General features: G+C 58.1%; 19 protein-coding genes. 12 read left to right on the top strand and 7 right to left on the bottom strand.

Annotation, left to right across the window (positions count from 1 at the left end; all coding sequences use genetic code 11):
• The first annotated feature begins 43 nt into the window (after nt 1–43).
• Entirely contained in the window at nt 44–961 is a 918-nt protein-coding gene (locus tag ACZ3HH_RS02010) for a LysR family transcriptional regulator (RefSeq protein ID WP_465802488.1), read from the top strand.
• A gap of 132 nt (nt 962–1,093) precedes the next feature.
• Here the strand turns inward: ACZ3HH_RS02010 and ACZ3HH_RS02005 are convergent, their stop codons facing one another.
• A complete protein-coding gene (locus ACZ3HH_RS02005) occupies nt 1,094–1,453 on the bottom strand; it encodes a hypothetical protein (RefSeq protein WP_465802486.1) in 360 nt (119 codons plus the stop codon).
• 421 nt (nt 1,454–1,874) lie between these two features.
• Here ACZ3HH_RS02005 and ACZ3HH_RS02000 point away from each other — a divergent pair, with 421 nt between their 5' ends.
• Nucleotides 1,875–2,444, top strand: a complete 570-nt coding sequence (locus ACZ3HH_RS02000; protein ID WP_454248107.1) for a DJ-1/PfpI family protein — start codon at nt 1,875–1,877, stop codon at nt 2,442–2,444.
• Nucleotides 2,445–2,652: 208 nt separating this feature from the next.
• Here the strand turns inward: ACZ3HH_RS02000 and ACZ3HH_RS01995 are convergent, their stop codons facing one another.
• Nucleotides 2,653–4,242, bottom strand: a complete 1,590-nt coding sequence (locus tag ACZ3HH_RS01995; RefSeq protein ID WP_465802484.1) for a winged helix-turn-helix domain-containing tetratricopeptide repeat protein — start codon at nt 4,240–4,242, stop codon at nt 2,653–2,655.
• A gap of 245 nt (nt 4,243–4,487) precedes the next feature.
• Here ACZ3HH_RS01995 and ACZ3HH_RS01990 point away from each other — a divergent pair, with 245 nt between their 5' ends.
• The 6 genes from ACZ3HH_RS01990 (at nt 4,488) to ACZ3HH_RS01965 (ending at nt 9,987) form a co-directional block, all read left to right on the top strand.
• A complete protein-coding gene (locus ACZ3HH_RS01990; protein ID WP_465802482.1) occupies nt 4,488–5,249 on the top strand; it encodes an SDR family oxidoreductase in 762 nt (253 codons plus the stop codon).
• A gap of 82 nt (nt 5,250–5,331) precedes the next feature.
• Nucleotides 5,332–5,745, top strand: a complete 414-nt coding sequence (locus ACZ3HH_RS01985; RefSeq protein ID WP_367375070.1) for a cupin domain-containing protein — start codon at nt 5,332–5,334, stop codon at nt 5,743–5,745.
• Between the two features lie 95 nt (nt 5,746–5,840).
• Entirely contained in the window at nt 5,841–6,938 is a 1,098-nt protein-coding gene (locus ACZ3HH_RS01980; RefSeq protein WP_465802480.1) for an HlyD family secretion protein, read from the top strand.
• Entirely contained in the window at nt 6,935–8,530 is a 1,596-nt protein-coding gene (locus ACZ3HH_RS01975; protein WP_465802478.1) for a DHA2 family efflux MFS transporter permease subunit, read from the top strand. Before ACZ3HH_RS01980 ends, ACZ3HH_RS01975 begins: the two co-directional genes overlap by 4 nt.
• Before the next feature lie 266 nt (nt 8,531–8,796).
• The gene (locus ACZ3HH_RS01970; protein ID WP_465802476.1) at nt 8,797–9,561 is read left to right on the top strand and encodes a tetratricopeptide repeat protein; all 765 of its coding nucleotides are present in this window, start codon (nt 8,797–8,799) and stop codon (nt 9,559–9,561) included.
• Between the two features lie 204 nt (nt 9,562–9,765).
• Entirely contained in the window at nt 9,766–9,987 is a 222-nt protein-coding gene (locus ACZ3HH_RS01965; protein ID WP_465802474.1) for a tyrosinase family protein, read from the top strand.
• A 6-nt stretch (nt 9,988–9,993) separates the two neighbouring features.
• On the opposite strand, the gene ACZ3HH_RS01960 is transcribed toward ACZ3HH_RS01965, so the two are convergent.
• On the bottom strand, nt 9,994–10,887 hold the full coding sequence (locus tag ACZ3HH_RS01960; protein ID WP_465802473.1) for a LysR substrate-binding domain-containing protein: 894 nt from the start codon (nt 10,885–10,887) through the stop codon (nt 9,994–9,996).
• 108 nt (nt 10,888–10,995) lie between these two features.
• Here ACZ3HH_RS01960 and ACZ3HH_RS01955 point away from each other — a divergent pair, with 108 nt between their 5' ends.
• Nucleotides 10,996–11,370: a tautomerase family protein gene (locus tag ACZ3HH_RS01955; RefSeq protein ID WP_465802472.1), complete on the top strand. Its 375-nt coding sequence runs from the start codon at nt 10,996–10,998 to the stop codon at nt 11,368–11,370.
• 67 nt (nt 11,371–11,437) lie between these two features.
• Here ACZ3HH_RS01955 and ACZ3HH_RS01950 read toward each other — a convergent pair whose 3' ends face one another.
• The 3 genes from ACZ3HH_RS01950 to ACZ3HH_RS01940 all read right to left on the bottom strand — a co-directional run bounded on the left by ACZ3HH_RS01950 (nt 11,438) and on the right by ACZ3HH_RS01940 (nt 12,864).
• Complete coding sequence (locus ACZ3HH_RS01950; RefSeq protein WP_465802471.1) at nt 11,438–11,671, bottom strand: hypothetical protein; 234 nt, start codon at nt 11,669–11,671, stop codon at nt 11,438–11,440.
• Nucleotides 11,668–12,180 carry a type VI secretion system amidase effector protein Tae4 gene (locus ACZ3HH_RS01945; RefSeq protein ID WP_465802470.1) on the bottom strand — a complete coding sequence of 171 codons (513 nt, stop codon included), beginning with the start codon at nt 12,178–12,180 and terminating at the stop codon, nt 11,668–11,670. Before ACZ3HH_RS01945 ends, ACZ3HH_RS01950 begins: the two co-directional genes overlap by 4 nt.
• A 177-nt stretch (nt 12,181–12,357) precedes the next feature.
• Nucleotides 12,358–12,864: a P-loop nucleotide/nucleoside kinase family protein gene (locus ACZ3HH_RS01940; protein WP_465802468.1), complete on the bottom strand. Its 507-nt coding sequence runs from the start codon at nt 12,862–12,864 to the stop codon at nt 12,358–12,360.
• 540 nt (nt 12,865–13,404) lie between these two features.
• Between ACZ3HH_RS01940 and ACZ3HH_RS01935 the strand changes: the two genes are divergently transcribed.
• On the top strand, nt 13,405–14,022 hold the full coding sequence (locus tag ACZ3HH_RS01935; RefSeq protein ID WP_465802467.1) for a LysE family translocator: 618 nt from the start codon (nt 13,405–13,407) through the stop codon (nt 14,020–14,022).
• A 97-nt stretch (nt 14,023–14,119) separates the two neighbouring features.
• On the opposite strand, the gene katG is transcribed toward ACZ3HH_RS01935, so the two are convergent.
• Complete coding sequence (katG, locus tag ACZ3HH_RS01930) at nt 14,120–16,408, bottom strand: catalase/peroxidase HPI (protein ID WP_465802466.1); 2,289 nt, start codon at nt 16,406–16,408, stop codon at nt 14,120–14,122.
• Nucleotides 16,409–16,950: 542 nt separating this feature from the next.
• Here katG and ACZ3HH_RS01925 point away from each other — a divergent pair.
• Both ACZ3HH_RS01925 and ACZ3HH_RS01920 read left to right on the top strand, forming a co-directional pair.
• The gene (locus ACZ3HH_RS01925) at nt 16,951–17,322 is read left to right on the top strand and encodes a hypothetical protein (protein ID WP_465802465.1); all 372 of its coding nucleotides are present in this window, start codon (nt 16,951–16,953) and stop codon (nt 17,320–17,322) included.
• Nucleotides 17,323–17,325: 3 nt separating this feature from the next.
• On the top strand, nt 17,326–17,508 hold the full coding sequence (locus ACZ3HH_RS01920; protein WP_465802464.1) for a DUF1289 domain-containing protein: 183 nt from the start codon (nt 17,326–17,328) through the stop codon (nt 17,506–17,508).
• Nucleotides 17,509–17,589: the final 81 nt, after the last annotated feature.

Genomic DNA, 17,589 nt, shown 5'->3' with positions numbered 1-17,589 from the left:
GTTCCATTTTATGCGGAGTAGAACGTCCGCAATGGAGGGCAGCTTGGACAGCTTGAATGGCTTTGTGGTGTTTGTGCAGGTCGCTGAAAATCGCAGTTTCGTTGCGGCCGGCCGAATGCTGGGGGTCTCGGCGTCGGCCATCGGCAAGAGTGTGGCGCGGCTGGAAGAGAAGCTCGGTGTACGCCTGTTTCACCGCAGCACGCGCAGCGTCACGCCGACTGCCGAAGGCATGCTGTTTCTGGAGCGCAGCCGTCGGATTCTGGCAGAAATCGAGGCGGCTCAACTGGAACTGTCGCAAGCCAGCGTCGCTCCACGTGGACGCTTGAGGGTCAGCCTGCCCGTGGTCAGTTCGCTGGTACATCCGGTGCTCGGCGACTTTATGCGTGAGTACCCGGCCATTGAATTGGACCTAGACTTCAGCGACCGCCTGGTCGATGTGATCGAGGAAGGTTTCGACGTCGTGGTCAGAACCGGCGCGCCTACGGATTCGCGTTTATCGGCGCGTAAGCTCGGTTCATTCCGTTCGTTGCTGGTCGCCTCGCCGGACTACCTGACAGCGCGTGGTACGCCAAAAGTACCAACCGATCTGCTGCAACACAGCTGCCTGCACTACCGTTTCCCCAATAGCGGCAAGCTGGAAACCTGGGCCTTGCGTCGTACCGCTGAGGAGCCCGAGTTAGCCTTGCCCATTTCGATGATCTGCAACACCATCGAAACCCGTTTGTGCTTTGCCTTGCGGGGGCTGGGCATCGCCTACCTGCCGGAGTTCTCAGTCAGGCAGGCGCTCGCCGAGGGGCAGCTGTGGACAGTTTTGCCAGAGCACACAGAGCGCAATGGCGAGTTCCATTTGCTCTGGCCTGCCAGTAAACACTCCTCTCCCAAGGTGCGGGTATTCGTCGACTTCCTCTGTGCCCGGGTATTTCCGGGGAGAAAGGGGACGGATTTATTTTCACTACTCTAAACGTCCGCTATTGGGCCGATTTCTGCCTGTCGCGAAGGCCCGCAATCGACCCGGAGGTGTCAGCAACCAGCGTCAGTACGGAAGCCGGGGCTCGCGCCCTATTCTCCACTGAGAGCCATCGCGTTCTTCCGGCTACCACACCAAGATGGGAAATATATCGCGCCGCGTACTCACGACATAAGACTCCAATCCATTTTTCTCAGGAAAGATTTTCAAGATCATTTTCGTACTGAAAGTGATGGTGAAAATCCCAAAATTATCAATTGAAAAACTTTCTACATCGAGGTTTAGAAAGTCGAAAAGTAAAGGGCTGGTAGCAGCGTCTTCACCATGCCCCCACCTGCATACCCTATTGATATCACAAACGAATGGGCACTGAATTAACACGCTAGCCATATCACCAAAAAGCAGGATCTGCGAACCGATCCCGACAGTTACACCTGTTAGCGCGGAAGGAATCATTTCGGCCAAATCTGAATCATTTATCATCATGCCGTGCTCTTTTCATACAGGTGGTTATTGAAGAATAATAGGCCTGAATCGGCTCTCATTTGGTAGGCCGATCATATCTCCATTTGTTAGGGCTGCCACCCAGGCTGACCGTCCGATTCTGGCGGAAGCGGCTCGGGCGAACGTCTGCTTCTGGCCGATTGCTGCCGATCACGAGGGGCTGCTATCGACCGAGGCTGTGTGAAAACGTTTTTCAGTGCGACAGGTACTTAAAACCGGACTGGAAATCGCGCTTCTACGCGAAATCCACATCTGCCTGACGTGCCGATAAATTTCAGATTTAACGTAGACGCGCACACTTCAATGTTGGCGAAGCGTTTTTACACACTCTGGACCCGAAGCATCCGTTGAGATCTATTTGTTATCGCTTTATGTTGGTCGTTTTCATGGAGGATTCTGACTGATGGCACGCGTGGGCTTGATACTGACACCCGGTTTTGCGGACTGGGAATACGCTTTCATTGCAGGGACCGCGTCCCCGTTTTACGGGATCGACGTCAGGTTTTTCGCCTCTGCTACGGGGCAGTTCCGCTCGCAGGGGGGGCTGGCTGTAACTGTGGATAGCAACTTGCAACAATGCCTGGACTGGAAACCGGACGTTGTTGTCGTCATCGGCGGAATGATCTGGGAGCATGCAGATGCACCGGACATTCGGGACTTTCTTCATGCTAGTCGTTCAAGTGGAGCGACAATTGCCGGTATCTGCGGGGGAACGCTGGCACTTGCGAGGGCCGGGCTTCTCGACACGGTTCCTCATACCTCGAACAGCGCTGACTTCTTACAACAGAATGTCGTAGGTTATGAAGGGCGCACGCTTTATCGAAACAGTCCAGTAGCTGTGATTGCAGACCGCATCATAACTGCTCCAGGCCCTGCGCCCGTTAGCTTCACCTGCGCAGTGTTCGAAGCTGCCGGGCTATCTTCAGAGATCATTTCTCAGTTCAGGTCAATGTTGGCAGCGGAACACGGGTGAATCGGGTATTGGATCAGGTCGATCCGCAGGAGTAGGTGAGGGCGTTGTTTCAACGTGATGTGTAGCAAGAAGCTCTGTCCCATTTAGGTGGGGCGGGGCTTTTTTATTTTTAGATCGAAAGATCAAAATATCGCAGCCTTCGGCAGCTCCTACGGTAGGAACTCCCGCGTCGTCTTTAGCAAGCAATCCGCAGTTCACCGAACCGCAGTCACTCCGGCAACCCAGCCAGCCGCAACCCATCAGCAAACCGCGCAAGATCCTCAGGACGCTGGATTGGCAACCAGTCCTTCAGGTTGGAAACACGCAAGGACGGATCCAGCTCATGCAAACGCTGCATCGCCTGCTTCGCTTTGTCCATGCGTCCGCTGAGCGCATGACTGGCCGCGATCAGGGCAACCGATGCCAGGAGGCAGGGCAGGTTCCCCAGCGCCTTTTCCGCCCAGGCAGCAGCGGCATCGAAGCGCCCGGCGACGAAGTGGGCGAGCGCCATCCCGACCTGCATTCTGAACATTTCCGGATCCAGCGGGCTCAAGCGAACGGCATGGGTCAGATGCTCGATGGCGGCGTCTGTTTCACCGCGCAGTGCGCGCAGGATACCGCCGAGGAACCAGGCGGGGGCGAGGTTGGGGTTGAGCAGGCGTGCCCTGTCGAGCAGGGCAATGCCGCCATCGACATCGCCGGCGAGATGGGCAAGTGCATGTCCGCCTCGGGTCAGCGCCACCGCATCATCCCGGCCGAGTTCTACCGCCAGACGCGCAAGTCGTGCGCCCTCGGCGATTTCTCGAGGCCGATCGGTCATCCAGCCATTCAATTTGCGCCAGAAGTGGCACCAGGCTGCCATGCCGTAGGCCGATGCGAACTCCGGATCGAGCTCGATGGCCTTGTAGAACAATGGCAGCGCTTGCTCGATGGCTTCGCGGGTGCCGTTGTGCAGTTTCGGCATTCCGCGCAGGTAATAGTCGTAAGCGTCCAGGCTCTCTGTCGGTTTGCGCTTGGCACGCTCGATTTCCGCCCGTTCCAGCTGCGGCGCTATGGCGCCGACGACACTCTCGGCGATTTGATCTTGCAACTCGAAGATGTCGTGGAGCATGCCTTCGAAGCGTTCGGCCCAGATATGCGTCCCGGTCGTCGCATCGATGAGCTGCCCGGTGATGCGTACCTTGTTCCCGGACTTGCGCACGCTACCTTCCAGCACGTAGCGCACGCCGAGTGTCTGGCCGACGCCTTGGACGTCCACGTCCCGACCCTTGTAGGTGAAGCTTGAGTTGTGGGCGATGACGAACAGCCAGCGAATACGCGACAGGGCGGCGATGATGTCCTCCACCATGCCGTCGGCGAAATATTCCTGCTCCGGATCGCCGCTCAGGTTTTGGAAGGGCAGGACAGTAATGGAGGGTTTGTCCGGCAGGACGAGGGTGGGCGGAGGTGTTTGCGTCAGGTCCACGGGTGTGGGTTCTTCGATGTCAGGCTGTCGCGTTTCCCCGACCTCATCCACCTTGATCTCGCCGACGAAGCGGTAGCCCTTGCGGGGAACCGTGCGCACCAGGCGCTGCTCCTCGCCGGTATCGCCGATGGCCTTGCGCACCGCGTTGATGTGGCTGGTGATCGTCGATTCCGAGACGATCCGACCGCTCCACACGGCGTTGAGCAGGTCGTCCTTGCTGACGACGCGATCGCGGTTGCTGACGAGCTGCAGCAATAGATCGAAGACCTGCGGCCCGACAGCCACGACTTGCCCGCGTAAGGTCAGTTCCCGGCGCTGCTGATCGAGCACGTAGTCTTCAAACACGAATGGCAAGGTGAGAAATCCCCAGGTCGAGCGCCCCCGACTCCGTGTCCGAGCAGGCGATTAGTAAGTGGTATCGAATAATACGACAGCGTGTAATCCGCTGCACCGTCCAGCAAGGGATGCCAGTCGTTGGACGAAAAACCAAGCTTCCTTGAAGGCAAACCCAAGGCCGGCACAAGGACTTGCCTGACACGCGCTGGCACTCTCGATCTACATCGACGGCAATGGTTGCCGTCGAGAAGCGGAGAGAAACCATGAAGATCGTCGTCATTGGAGGCACCGGCCTCATCGGATCGAAACTTGTGAATATCCTCCGCGAGCGCGGCCATGAAGCGCTCGCAGCCGCCCCCAGCACGGGCGTGAATAGCATCACCCGCGAGGGCCTGGCCCAGGCGATGGATGGCGCCGATATCGTCGTCGACGTGGCGAACGCGCCTTCGTGGGAAGACCAGGCCGTTCTCGATTTCTTCGAAACGTCGAGCCGTAACCTGCTGGCTGCCGAGGCGGCTGCTGGGGTTCGTCATCACGTTGCCCTGTCGATCGTCGGCAGTGAACGGCTCCCCGAGAATGGCTATTTCCGGGCCAAGGTCGCGCAGGAAAACCTCATCAAGGCGTCCGGCATTCCTTACACCATTCTGCGTGCCACGCAGTTCTTCGAGTTTGTCGGCGGCATTGCGCAGGCGGCCACCGTCGGCGAGGAGATTTGCCTGTCGCCGGCACTGATCCAGCCGATGGCGTCCGATGACGTGGTGGCGGCGCTCGCCGAGGTCACGCTGGCAGCACCGGTCAATGGCACGGTCGAAGTCGCCGGTCCCGAGGCCATGCCGCTCGACGAACTGGTCAGGCGCTTCCTGCGGGCCACCCAGGACACGCGCAAGGTTGTGCCGGACGTACACGCGCGCTACTTCGGTTCGGTGCTCGACGATCAATCGCTGACGCCCGGCAAGAACCCGCGCCTGGGCGCAATCCGCTTCGGGGACTGGCTCGGTCAGTCGACGGCCCAAGCGGCACGCTGAGGTTACCCAAGACACATCAGGAAAGCGTCGGCCTGGTAACGGGCCGCGCGTTCACAAAATCTACGCACCAAGGAGCATTGCCATGTTTACCCGATATCTCTTGGCCGCTGCCTTTGCAGTGCTGTCGATCAGCGCAGCGTCGGCCGCCGAGCCGCCCGCAGGCAAGGTGACGGTCGTGTTCGACCGCCCAATTCCCAACATCCCTGGCAAGAGCATGAAGGGCGTGGTGGTCGAGTACGGGCCGGGCGCCGCGTCGCCGTCCCACACCCATCCGAAAACCGCCTTCATCTATGCAACGGTGCTTGAGGGCTCGTTTCGCATCAAAGTCAAAGGCGAGCCGGAAAAAATCTACAACGTCGGCGAAAACTTCGTAGAGGAGCCGGGCTCCGTGCACGAAGTCAGCGCCAACGCCAGCGACACACAACCCGCACGCCTGTTGGCCGTGTTCGTCCTCGACACCGATGAAAAGACGCTCGTTACCCCTATCAAAAAGTGAGCCGATCACGCGCTCGTGAATGCTCGACAGCCCGGCGGCAGGCCACTACCGCCCGTGGCTGCTGTAGTCCCAGGCTTTGAACAGGAAACAAGAACATGAACGCGCTTCAGGACAAGGCCGCCATTGCCACCGGCGCAAGCGCCGAGATCCCTGTCATGGTGGTGCGGCAAAGCAAGAGAAAGATGATCGGCATCCTGCTGTGCATCGGCGCCGTGGTGGTCTTGGCTGGCGGATGGGCCCTGGCGCTTTCGAGCGGTGCGACCTCCACCGATAACGCTTATGTGCGCGGCGACCTCACCTCGCTCGCCGCCAAGGTTGCCGGCTATGTCACGGCGGTAGAAGTGGAGGACAACCAGACCGTCCGGGCGGGTGACGTCCTGTTCCGGATTGACGATCGGGACTATCGCGCACGGCTTGCGCAGGCAGCGGCCAATGTCAGCGCTGCCGAGGCTCGCCTGACCCATGTCGATGCCGAAACCCAGCTTCAGCGTGCCCTGATTCGACAGGCCGAAGCCCAGCGACGCTCGGCCTCCGCGCAGATGAATCTGGCGACCAAGACTGATGAGCGCAGTCGCAAACTTATCGTCAGCAACGCGGTCAGCCAGGCCCTCGTCGACGAAACCGGCACCGCACGATCCAGAGCCGAGGCGACGGTCTCGGCCGCTTCGGCAACGGTCGAGGCTCAACAGCAACGCATCGCCGTCCTTGTGGCCCAGCGAGAAGCTGCCGTTGCTGCTGTGGCGCAGGCACAGGCCGCGCGCGATCTGGCCCAGATCGATCTCGACAGCACCGTGGTACACGCGCCTGTTGATGGTGTTATCGGTAACCGTCAGGTCCGCGTCGGCCGGTTCGTTACGCCGGGTGTTTCGTTACTCGATATCGTGCCAGTCAATGATGTGTGGGTCGTGGCGAACTTCAAGGAAACCCAGCTCGAGAATATCCGCCCCGGTCAGCGCGTGCGCATCACAGTCGACGGTTATCCAGACAGTACACTTGAAGGCGTGGTCGACAGTTTTGCACCGGGGAGTGGGTCGGCGTTCAGCTTGCTGCCCACAGACAACGCAACAGGAAACTTTGTGCGTGTCGTGCAGCGGGTTCCGGTAAAGATCCGGCTTGCCCACAACCCGTTGCCGGGCCGCATCGTCCCTGGCCTGTCTGCGCGTGTCGAGGTTGTGCAAGGAGGCGGCTCATGAACACGGTCGCCAGCGCCACGCGGAGCAATGCCAGCACTACGACCGGTGTCCTGCTCATTGCCGGCGTCGTGCTTGCCACGCTGACGGAAGCGATCGCCAGCACCGTTCTGTCGCTCGGACGCAGCGACATCATCGGCGATACCTATGCAACGCCTGATGAGTTTGCCTGGCTGGATATCGGCTACATTGCGCTCAAGCTGATCGGGTTCATGACCGCCCCTTGGCTGATAAACCGTTTCGCTGCGCGTCATGTGATCATCAGCTCGACCCTGGTCATGGGCCTGGCGTGCGGCATTGCCGCCATCACCGCTCGGCTGGATCTGCTGGTTGCACTTCGGATGATTCAGGGCTTCGCCGGTGGCACTCTGCTGGTCGGGGGCCAGGCGCTCATATTTCGCGCTTATCCGCAGTCCCGTCAGCCAATCCTCCAGGCCCTGTTTGCCATGGGCTCCGTTGTCGCGCCCGCAACGCTCGCCCCGGCGCTTCAAGGGTGGTTGATCGACAGCCAATCCTGGACATGGATCTTCTTCAGCGTTGTGCCGATTGCCTTGGCGGCTGCCGGACTTGTGCTGATCGCAGACGGCCCAATACCCGCCAAAGTCCGGCGCCGTCCGTTTGACTGGATCGGCTTCTCGCTGATCTCTACCACCTTGTTCTGTTTCACCTACGTTCTCAGCCAGGGCAGCCGATGGGACTGGTTCGAGGAGCCTCGCATCCTGTGGCTAAGCGTGATCGGCGCCGCTGCTTTGCTGGCATTTCTCGGCCAACAAGTGTTGGCCAAAGGGCAGGGGATGCTCGACTTCAGCCTGTTCAAATCGAGCGATTTTTCCTTCGCCTTTATCGTCAGTTTTGTCGCCGGCGCCGCCTTGTTCGGCAGCGCGTTCCTGATTCCGGCGTTCGCCCTGTCGGTCCTCGGGTTCACGCCTACCGATGCCGGTCAGCTACTGTTGCCCAGTGGCGCGTTTTTTGTCGGCGCGCTGCTCATATCGGCTTGGCTCATGCAGGCCCGCGGCGTTGCGCCGTTCGCCACCGTACCCTTTGGAATCCTGATGATCATGGTTGCGATGTGGATGCTGTCCGGCTCGACCAGCGAAAGCGGCGCAGACGACATGATGGCGGCTATCCTGTTGCGCGGGTTGGGGCTTGGCTTCCTGTTTCTATCGATCACGCTGATTGCTTTCAGCCACCTCAACAGCCGAAACCTCGCTAGCGGAATAGGCCTTTTCAATACGGGTCGCCAGCTAGGTGGCCTTATTGGCGTCGCAGGGCTCCAGACACTGATAGACCATAACGTCGTCACCAATGCCGTGGTCCTCGGCGCCAACGTCACCCCAGGCGGGGCTGCGGTCATCGAGCGGATGATGACCACGACAGCCATGCTGAGCGCGAAAGGAATGGATACAGCGGCCGCTGGCCGGGCAGCGATGAGCCTTCTGGGCCGGTCAGTGACAGGTCAGTCCACGGTGATTGCCTTCGACACAGCATTCATCGCCGTGGCCCTGCTTTTTGTAATCGCTGCCCCCATTCTGGTCGGCATCAAAATCGGCTTCTCGCGATACGAGAAAGTGCGTGCTTCGCGAGCAGTAGCGTGAGACATCCCCGGCGGTCAATAGTAAGACAGGTTGGTGATCTGAAAAAGCGACTGGCTGCTATTGGCCGCTTTCTGCCCTGCGTGAAGTGCAGCAACAGATCATGCTTAGATGTTGGGGTGGTAAAAAATGATACTGGTTGCGACGGCCGCTGCAGCAGGAACTTCAGGGTATAGGCCAGGTCAATAGCGGCCCTGTATCGCAAGTGCCGAGCAGCGTTGTGGTCTGTTTTACGGCAGTGCCGTCCGAGTTCAGTCGAGTCCCCCCTGATGCCAACCAAGAGTTTTCTGCCGGGCCTCATCCTGGTGTTCTGCGCCGTCGCGTCGTTTTGTTCTGTCGCTGCGGAGCGAAGAGCGCCCGCGCAAAGCAACAGCGCATCAACCACCCTGATCGAAACAGCCTCGCGGCAGTATGAAAATGGCCAACTGGACCAGGCCGCTGCCACGCTGGAGCGTGCCCTGCATATCCAGCCGAACAATCCTGCGACTCTGCATTACCTAGGTGTGTTGCGTCTTCAGCAGGGGCAGTACCAGCAGGCTGAAACCTTGGCGGTGCGCTCGAACATGCGGGTTGGTCGCAACGTCGAGTTGCGCAACCGCAACTTCCAATTGATCCAGGCGGCGCAGCAGGGCCAGTCTTCGGGGGCCCCACCCAATGCCAAAGAGGATCTGGTCGCAGTACAGAAGGGGCTGGAAGAGGAGACCCAAAGGCGCCGCGAAGCGGAAATGGCGGTTGTTGAGCAATCCACTCCAGACACTGGGCGCGACGCTGGCAACTTCGCTAGCGCAGAGACAGATCGGGTTTCGGATGCACCGACGGCTGGCAGAGCCGGGCTCGAAGGAAAATTGCAAATGACTAATGTCGAGCCAGAGCGGGCGTACGCTGAGGTTGAGATTCCCCGCGGCCTTATGCCGCCTCCGGGCAAATGCCGAATTTGGTTTCCTGATCGTCCGCCGGGGCATCAGCCTGCACCCGGCAAATGCAAGAAGCTGCGATATCGGGTTCCCTCAGGAGCCTACCTGGTGCGCGGTTGAGTTTCTGAATGTCGACAGCCGATTGCAACCATTGGTGACGGGTAGCAATCGACCCAAAAAACAGGCGATCAGAAAATCTGGACCCGAGAAATTCAGTCATCTGGTCGGATGAGTACCTTGGACCGTTCGTGAATGGGACGTGGCGGGTGCGATTGACGGGTAATGGCCGCACCATGGAACTGGATGGGGTAAACGAACGACCCAGTGTTCTTTCTACATCATTGCAATGTCGATCGGCTCTGGGCTGCATGGCAAGCGAAGCATCCCGACGCAGCATACGTACCTGCGGGAAATGCCCCGGATACGCTCAAGTTCCATCGGATTGATGACCCGATGTACAGCCCTTTCCCGGAAAAGGTGACACCTCGAGATGTCCTGAATTACACCCAGTATTACAAGTACGACACCTTGGGTGATTTGCTTTAGGCCGCGTCAAATGGGGGCGCCGCCAGTGATACTGAACGCCTGCTCTTCCAGACTGGTCTGTATCAACGCAGCCAATTGTCGGGTGGCAGGCGTCAGGTGTTCTGCTCCACGGTAAAGCACATAGCCGAGAGTAGGCAGCGTGGGTAAGCCGGCAATGACGGCGAGATGTCCTGGCAGCCCAATGCGGGTTCGCAACGTGAGGCCCAAACCGGCGGCAACGGCCGCCCAGATTCCACCAACACTGGGGCTGGTCAGCGCGATTCGCCAGGGAATCCGCGCCTCATCCAGTGCCTGGGTTGCCGCGCTGCGCAACACGCAAGGGGCGTCGAACATGATCAATGGCAGGGGAGAATCTACATCGCAGTTGAGCGATGGCATGTCACGAGACCCAATCCAGTGCATCTGTGTTTCACCCAGGCGTGTGGCATAAGGGGACTTATGCCCTGTGTCCCAAGTCAGGGCCAGGTCCAGGCCACCGTTGTCGATCAACGCAAGCAATTCGGTATTACGTGCAATCCTGACTTCGAGGCTCACCCTCGGGTACATCTTGACGTAGCGTCGCAGAATGTCGCTGAGAAAGTGTTCGCCAAAGTCTTCCTGCAGCCCGAGGCGTACCGTTGCGGCGGTCTGGCTTTCGTGCAGGGTCTGGAAAATGCTGTCGTTCATTTCAAGTAGTTGGCGGGCATGGCTGAGCAGGGACTCACCCACCGGCGTCAACACCAGCCCTCGACCGGATTTGGACAGCACTGGCGCGCCTATCTGTTCCTCAAGCTTCTTGAGTTGTGCGCTCACGGCAGACGTCGAGCGGTTGAGCCGATCCGCCGCTTTGGCAAAGCTGTTGAACTCCACACCGGTCACAAAAGTACGCAGCACATCAAGATCGAAGGTCGGACGGCGCATCGAGTCATCCACTAATTCAGGACTATGGCCGCCATTAAATCGGATATTCGGAATTATCGCGACTTGATAGTTTTCGCCTGTCAGTGGGTTTTTCAGGAGTAGACCGTTATGCCATTTGCACGTATTTCATTGCACCGGGGAAAGTCGGCCGAGTATTTACAGGCCCTCTCACAGGGGCTGCACGACGCGTTGGTAGAAAGCTTCGAAGTGCCGATGGCCGACCGGTTCCAGGTCATTCACCAACATGAAGTGGGCGAACTGATATTTGATCCCGGCTACCTGGGCGGTCCGCGCAGCCATGACTTTGTGCTGATCGCGATTACTGCCGGTCGCCCTCGAGACATCGAGACGAAACAGCGTTTCTATCGCAACCTGGTCGAGAGACTGAGTCGAGCGCCAGGCATCGACTCTGAGGACGTCATGGTGGTGATTACCACTACCGCGGCAGATGAATGGTCGTTTGGGGGCGGACGGGGCAACTAGTTTTCTATCAGGTGGGCAACGACTCCGAGGAGGGCGGACGTCTACCACCACCGGCGAAGTTGTTCATTCAAACACGTGCCCTGCGCAGATATCGCCGATACAAAACAACACCCATAACAACAGAAAACAACCCAACCCCCGCATTACCCAAAAGCCAAATTGAAAAGTTCCGACTTTGATCCGCATCACCTTCGTAGAACGGCCCAAAGTAATCAGACACTGCCACGAATATCAAATTAAACGTCCCGACGGCCAAGGCAACGATAAGGATGACGAACAATATCCCTTTAACAATTTTCATACGACCTTCCAAAACCATATTTCCTTCGACTCGTGGTAGTCGGAGAAACTGCCCTCAATGGAAAACCCCAACTGAATACGAGGGTAGCTCAGCCAGTCCGTTAGTCTACGCCCGTTCCATAGGTCGATATGATCGCCGCTGCGATTGCCGATGGTCTCGTTTCCTCGGCGCCAGAAGTCCTTGAAGAAAATGATGCCTTGCTGCCCTTCAAGTTCATCATCGAAGTCCTTCGGATTTATCTTTTTGACGGCGTGCAGGCCGAGAATTTTGGCTTGGCTTAACGCCTGCGCTATTTCTTCTGCTGCCAATACATGCCCTTCGCTCTTGGGGTGCTGCCAACAGTGGCGGACACCCTTGAGTTTGTCGAGATCGGCACCAGCCCGGCGTAGTGCCACGCCAAGGTTGATAGCACACTGATCGCTGAAATTTTTGGCGCCGTTGGTTCTGCACGGAGCGGCGTCTCCAAATATTTCTGGGTGGCTTTTCCATAACTTGTCGAATGTGAGCATCCTGCCTTCTCCCTGTGGCCCTTTAACCCTGACGGCTAGCCTAGCAGAGGGGCCATATTGGCTGATAGAGACCTCTCAGAGGTCCATGGGGAAATCGGAAGGTTCCTACCCCCACGAAGTACGCCAATCGTAAGCGTCTGCTGATCACACCTTGCTACGTCGGGCTTTTAGCTGGCGCTACTCCCCGGATAAAAATCGTCTAGTGATCATTGCCACTGCCTCCGTCGGAGACGTCAGGGCTGTGTCTATATTAAACGGAGCGTTATCCCATGCCTCATACTCATGATCCAATACAGACTGCCAGGTGGGTGGAGTCAACCCGGGAATATCAATCTTCCTGGTTTCTACCCGTCGCTGGTGTTCATGTTTATCAGAGCAAATCACCTGGATATTCACTAATGGAGCACCCGCGCGTGTGGCGATTTCGCCCCACGCCCTTCGGCTTTCGATTACTGGGTTAACACAGTCAACTATGACCGTGCTGCCAAAACGAAGATTGCTCAGAGCAAGCTCATTAGCGACCATGTAACCGCTCCGTCCCACATCTTGTGCAAGAGCACCGGAATTTCGGATAGCTTGCTCAATCGTATCGATCCGCAGATACACGGCACTTGTTCTGGTGGCAAGATCACTTGCGATAGTCGTTTTTCCGGTACCCGGAAGGCCGCTGAAGACAATGAGCATTCTATTTCCTTCGGTTAGTGAGTTAACCCAGTCTAGGCGGTTGGCAGTTATGCGGCAGCACCTATGTGGTCGGGGAGGCGGCGTCGTGCTGATACGGTTTTTACATTGTTATCTGCATCTGTAATGGCATCAGCCTGCGGCTCACAATGACAGCACGGTCGGCAGTTGCGGTAGCCACTGCACCGCAAACTCATTACGTAGGAGGCCCCATGGGCAAGATGGCAATTTTCCTGGGTGGATTTCTGGTGTTGACCATTTTGATTGGCGCGCTTGCCACGATTTCTCCGGTGTAAGGAGAGGTGAGTTGCTCGTATTCCAGCGAGTTGCGCAGCGAAAAGCCCCGTCTCATTTTTAGGTGAGGTGGGGCTTTTTCTTTTTGAAGATCAAGCGCGGTCCGAGCGTGAAATGACTGCTCCTGGCGTAAAAACACAACTACGCCGAAAAGCCCTGTATCGAATTATTATTTCGTTGTACGTTGAGTCCGCGGGCGGCCTTGATCTGAAAGACCGTCCTTAGCTACAACACTCGCAAGGAATGCAGATGATCGATGGTCCCGCCGTTTTGACAGTCTTTCTGGTTTACCTGGCCGGTGTCGTTATTCCAGGGCCAAATTTCGTTGCAGTAGTCCACAAAGCGGTGGCGGCTACGCGGTCAGAAGCTTTGGCCTTGGTAGCAGGCATCGTATTGGTCAATTTATTCTGGGCCACCTGTGCAATCGCAGGTATCGGCGTTGTGTTTGCTGCGTTCCCTTGGGCGGCGCTGATCGTAAAAGTTCTGGGGGCAGCCTATCTGATATGGTTTGGATTCCAACTGCTGCTCAAGGCCGGGAAGAGCGCGCTTGCTCCCTGTAACAATGCTGTCGTCGGAAACTTCCGGCAGTCATTCATTCAGGGGGTCGTCACGAACATTGGCAACCCTAAATCCATGGCCTTCTATGCCGCTATTTTCTCAGCAGCAGCCCCCACCCATGTTTCACCAGGCACGTTTTTGTCGATGCTGGCGGTCGTAGTGGTGGTTTCGATGACTTGGTATGGAGTGGTGGCAATCGCTCTTTCGCAACCTGAGATCGCTTCAGCGTATCGAAGGAGGAAAAAAGCTATCGATCGACTGTGCGGCGGTTTGATTTTGTCTCTGGGGATTCGGCAGCTGGTGCAATAAGTCCACGATTGAGTATCTATCCTGGCCGATAGATCAGCAAAAAGCACAACGCCTCCACATAGGGAGGCGTTGCGGGTTTTCAGCAGTACCGTTCGCGTTATCTAAGATCAAACCGATCCAGATTCATCACCTTGACCCAAGCCGCAACGAAGTCTTTCACAAACTTCTCCTTCGCATCGTCGCAGGCATAAACCTCAGCCAGCGCCCTCAACTGCGCGTTCGAGCCAAACACCAGATCAACACGCGTACCCGTCCATTTAAGGTTGCCGGTTTTCCGATCGCGGCCTTCAAACTCTTCATTGGCATCCGACACCGGTTTCCATTCCACGCTCATATCGAGCAGGTTTTTGAAGAAGTCGTTGGTCAACGCTTCTGGCTGTTTCGTGAAGACGCCATGCTGGGTTTGTCCGACATTGGTATTGAGCACGCGCATCCCACCAATGAGGGCGGTCATTTCTGGCGCGGTGAGTGTCAGCAGTTGTGCCTTGTCGATCAGTAAGGCCTCGGCCGGTACGCTGTAGCGGGTTTTGAGGTAGTTACGGAAGCCATCGGCGGCGGGTTCGAGGAACCCGAAGGATTCGACGTCCGTTTGTTCTTGCGAGGCGTCCATCCGTCCCGGTGTGAAAGGCACCGTCACGGTCTGGCCGGCATTTTTCGCTGCTTGTTCGACACCGGCGCAACCGGCCAGCACGATCAGGTCTGCCAGCGAGATTTTTTTGCCGCCGCTGTTGAACTCGTTCTGGATGCTCTCGAGTTTCGCCAGTACGCTCGCCAGTTTCTCAGGTTGGTTGGCCTGCCAGGATTTCTGCGGGGCCAGGCGCAGGCGTCCGCCGTTGGCACCGCCGCGTTTGTCAGAGCCGCGGAAGGTGGAGGCCGCCGCCCACGCAGTTGATACAAGCTGCGAGACAGTCAGGCCCGAGGCGAGGAGTTTGCTCTTGAGTGCGGCGACGTCGCTGTCGTTGACCAGGGTATGGTCGACTTCCGGAATCGGGTCTTGCCACAGCAGTTCTTCGTTGGGCATTTCCGGGCCGAGGTAGCGGGAGAGGGGGCCCATGTCGCGGTGGAGGAGCTTGAACCAGGCGCGGGCGAATGCGTCGGCCAACTGGTCCGGGTTCGCCAGGAAGCGCCGTGAAATCGGCTCATAGATCGGGTCGAATCGCAGGGACAGGTCCGTGGTCAGCATGGTCGGATTACGCCGCTTCGACGGGTCGTGAGCATCCGGAATAATGCCCGCGCCAGCGCCGCCTTTCGCCGTCCACTGGTTGGCACCCGCCGGGCTCTTGGTCAGTTCCCACTCGAAACCGAACAGGTTTTCCAGGTAGTTGTTGCTCCACTTGGTGGGCGTGGTGGTCCAGGTCACTTCCAGGCCGCTGGTGATGGTGTCGCCGCCCTTGCCGCTGCCGAAGGTGCTCTTCCAGCCCAGACCCTGAGCTTCGAGGCCAGCGGCTTCGGGCTCGGCGCCGACGTTGTCGGCAGGGCCGGCACCGTGGGTCTTGCCGAAGGCGTGGCCACCGGCGATCAGCGCCACGGTTTCTTCGTCATTCATTGCCATGCGCCCGAAGGTCTCGCGGATGTCCACCGCCGCAGCGACTGGGTCCGGGTTGCCTTCCGGGCCTTCCGGGTTGACGTAAATCAGGCCCATTTGCACCGCGGCGAGCGGGGTCTCCAGGTTGCGTCCTCCTTCGGTGCGGCTGTCCTCATTTTCCCCCGGCTCAGCAACGAGTGGGCCTTCGCCGGGTTCTTGAGTGGGTTCTTTTTTGTCTTTTTCGTATCGGGTGTCGCCGCCCAGCCACTTGTTTTCCGAGCCCCAGTAGACGGCCTCATCCGGTTCCCAAACGTCTGGCCGACCGCCGGAAAAGCCGAAGGTCTTGAAGCCCATGGATTCCAGCGCGACGTTACCAGTGAGGACGATCAGGTCGGCCCAGGAGATGTTGCGACCATACTTTTGCTTGATCGGCCAAAGCAGCCGGCGCGCCTTGTCGAGGCTGACGTTGTCCGGCCAACTGTTGAGCGGTGCGAAGCGCTGCTGACCGGAGCCGGCACCGCCACGACCGTCACCGGTGCGGTACGTGCCGGCGGCGTGCCAGGACATGCGAATAAACAGCGGCCCATAGTGACCGAAGTCTGCCGGCCACCAGTCTTGCGAATCGGTCATCAGCGCGCGCAGGTCTTGCTTGAGCGCCTGAAAGTCGAGGTTTTTGAACGCTTCGGCGTAGTTGTAGCCCTCATCCGTGGGGTCGGACAGCCGCGAATTCTGGTGCAGGATCTTCAGGTTCAGTTGGTTCGGCCACCAATCGCGGTTCGTCGTACCACCGCCCGCGGCGGCGTGATTGAACGGGCATTTCGATTCATTTGCCATGTGTGCGCTACCTTTGGTCGTATTCATCCGGCTATCCGGCCCGGGGTGGGCGCGCAATAGCGACGAGCGAAATCAATGACATAGGCTGCAGGGCCAGCAGTTCGATCAATTGATCGTCGTGGTCACACGGGAAGTCTGGAGAGCAGCAATCGAGTTGCCAGCACGGTGGCCCACGGCAAGCCTAGTACGCTTCTGACTCATTCGTATCTTTTATCAAGTCTCAACCGGCCAGCTTACGCCGACGCTGCAATAAGGTTAGACGCCTATAAAGCAGTCAGCTAATAGGTGGAATATTGGGGGGTGATAGGCATTTTCTTTATCTGGCCCCTCGCAATATTCATCATCGGTGCTTCCAGGGCTGGGATTTGCAGTATGTGTTCGGGCCTCATCGCGGGCAAGCCACGCTCCCACAGGTTTTGTGTCGTTTGCATGATCGTGTTTCAACACAAAACCTGTGGGAGCGTGGCTTGCCCGCGATGACTGCAGCACAGGCACAGCAGCTCTTGGATCAGCCCGGTATCGTATGATGAGTCTTTTCCATCGACGCCCACCCCAAGGACCCTTCCCCGATGTCTCTAAACAAACGCGATCAGGCCCACATCGAACGCCGCCTGGTCGCCACCCTGACCGAGGCGTGTGAAACAGCCAAAGCGGGAATAGTCGGGTTCTGCTGGCTGACCCACGAAGTCGATTACGCGGTCTTTCCTTCCAGCCTGCGGGTGATCTGGGTCTTCGATACGCAGGCCAACAAGGATCAGGCGCTGGCGAGCGGGCAGGGCGGGCGCATGGTCGAACTGACGGCCGTGGCGTTAAGCGAGGCGGACGTTCACGTCAGCCCGGTAGCAGCCCATGTGCAGTTTGATTCTGAAGAACAATGTCAGCGCGCCAATGCCGGCAACTGGCAGCAACGCCTGGCGCCCAAGCGCTCGACACGGGGTTGAAACGTGGCCAAGGATATCGAAAATCCGTGTGTTTCCATTTGCCAGCTGAATGGTGAACTGTGTGTCAGTTGTGGCCGCACCAAGGACGACATCAGAAAATGGAAACGCATGAAGCGCCCGGAAAAAATGGCGGCGGCGCAACGTGCGAGTTTGCGGTTGAAGGGGCTTCAGAAGAGGAAGGTTTGAGGGTAATGCCCATCAGTTCGCAGGCTCCGCCAAAAGATCGCAGCCTGCGGATTTGCGTACGACGTCGATTTAACGGGGGTA

This window comes from Pseudomonas sp. PME37.24/025, from assembly GCF_055556615.1.
This window is presented reverse-complemented; position numbering and strand designations above follow the sequence as displayed.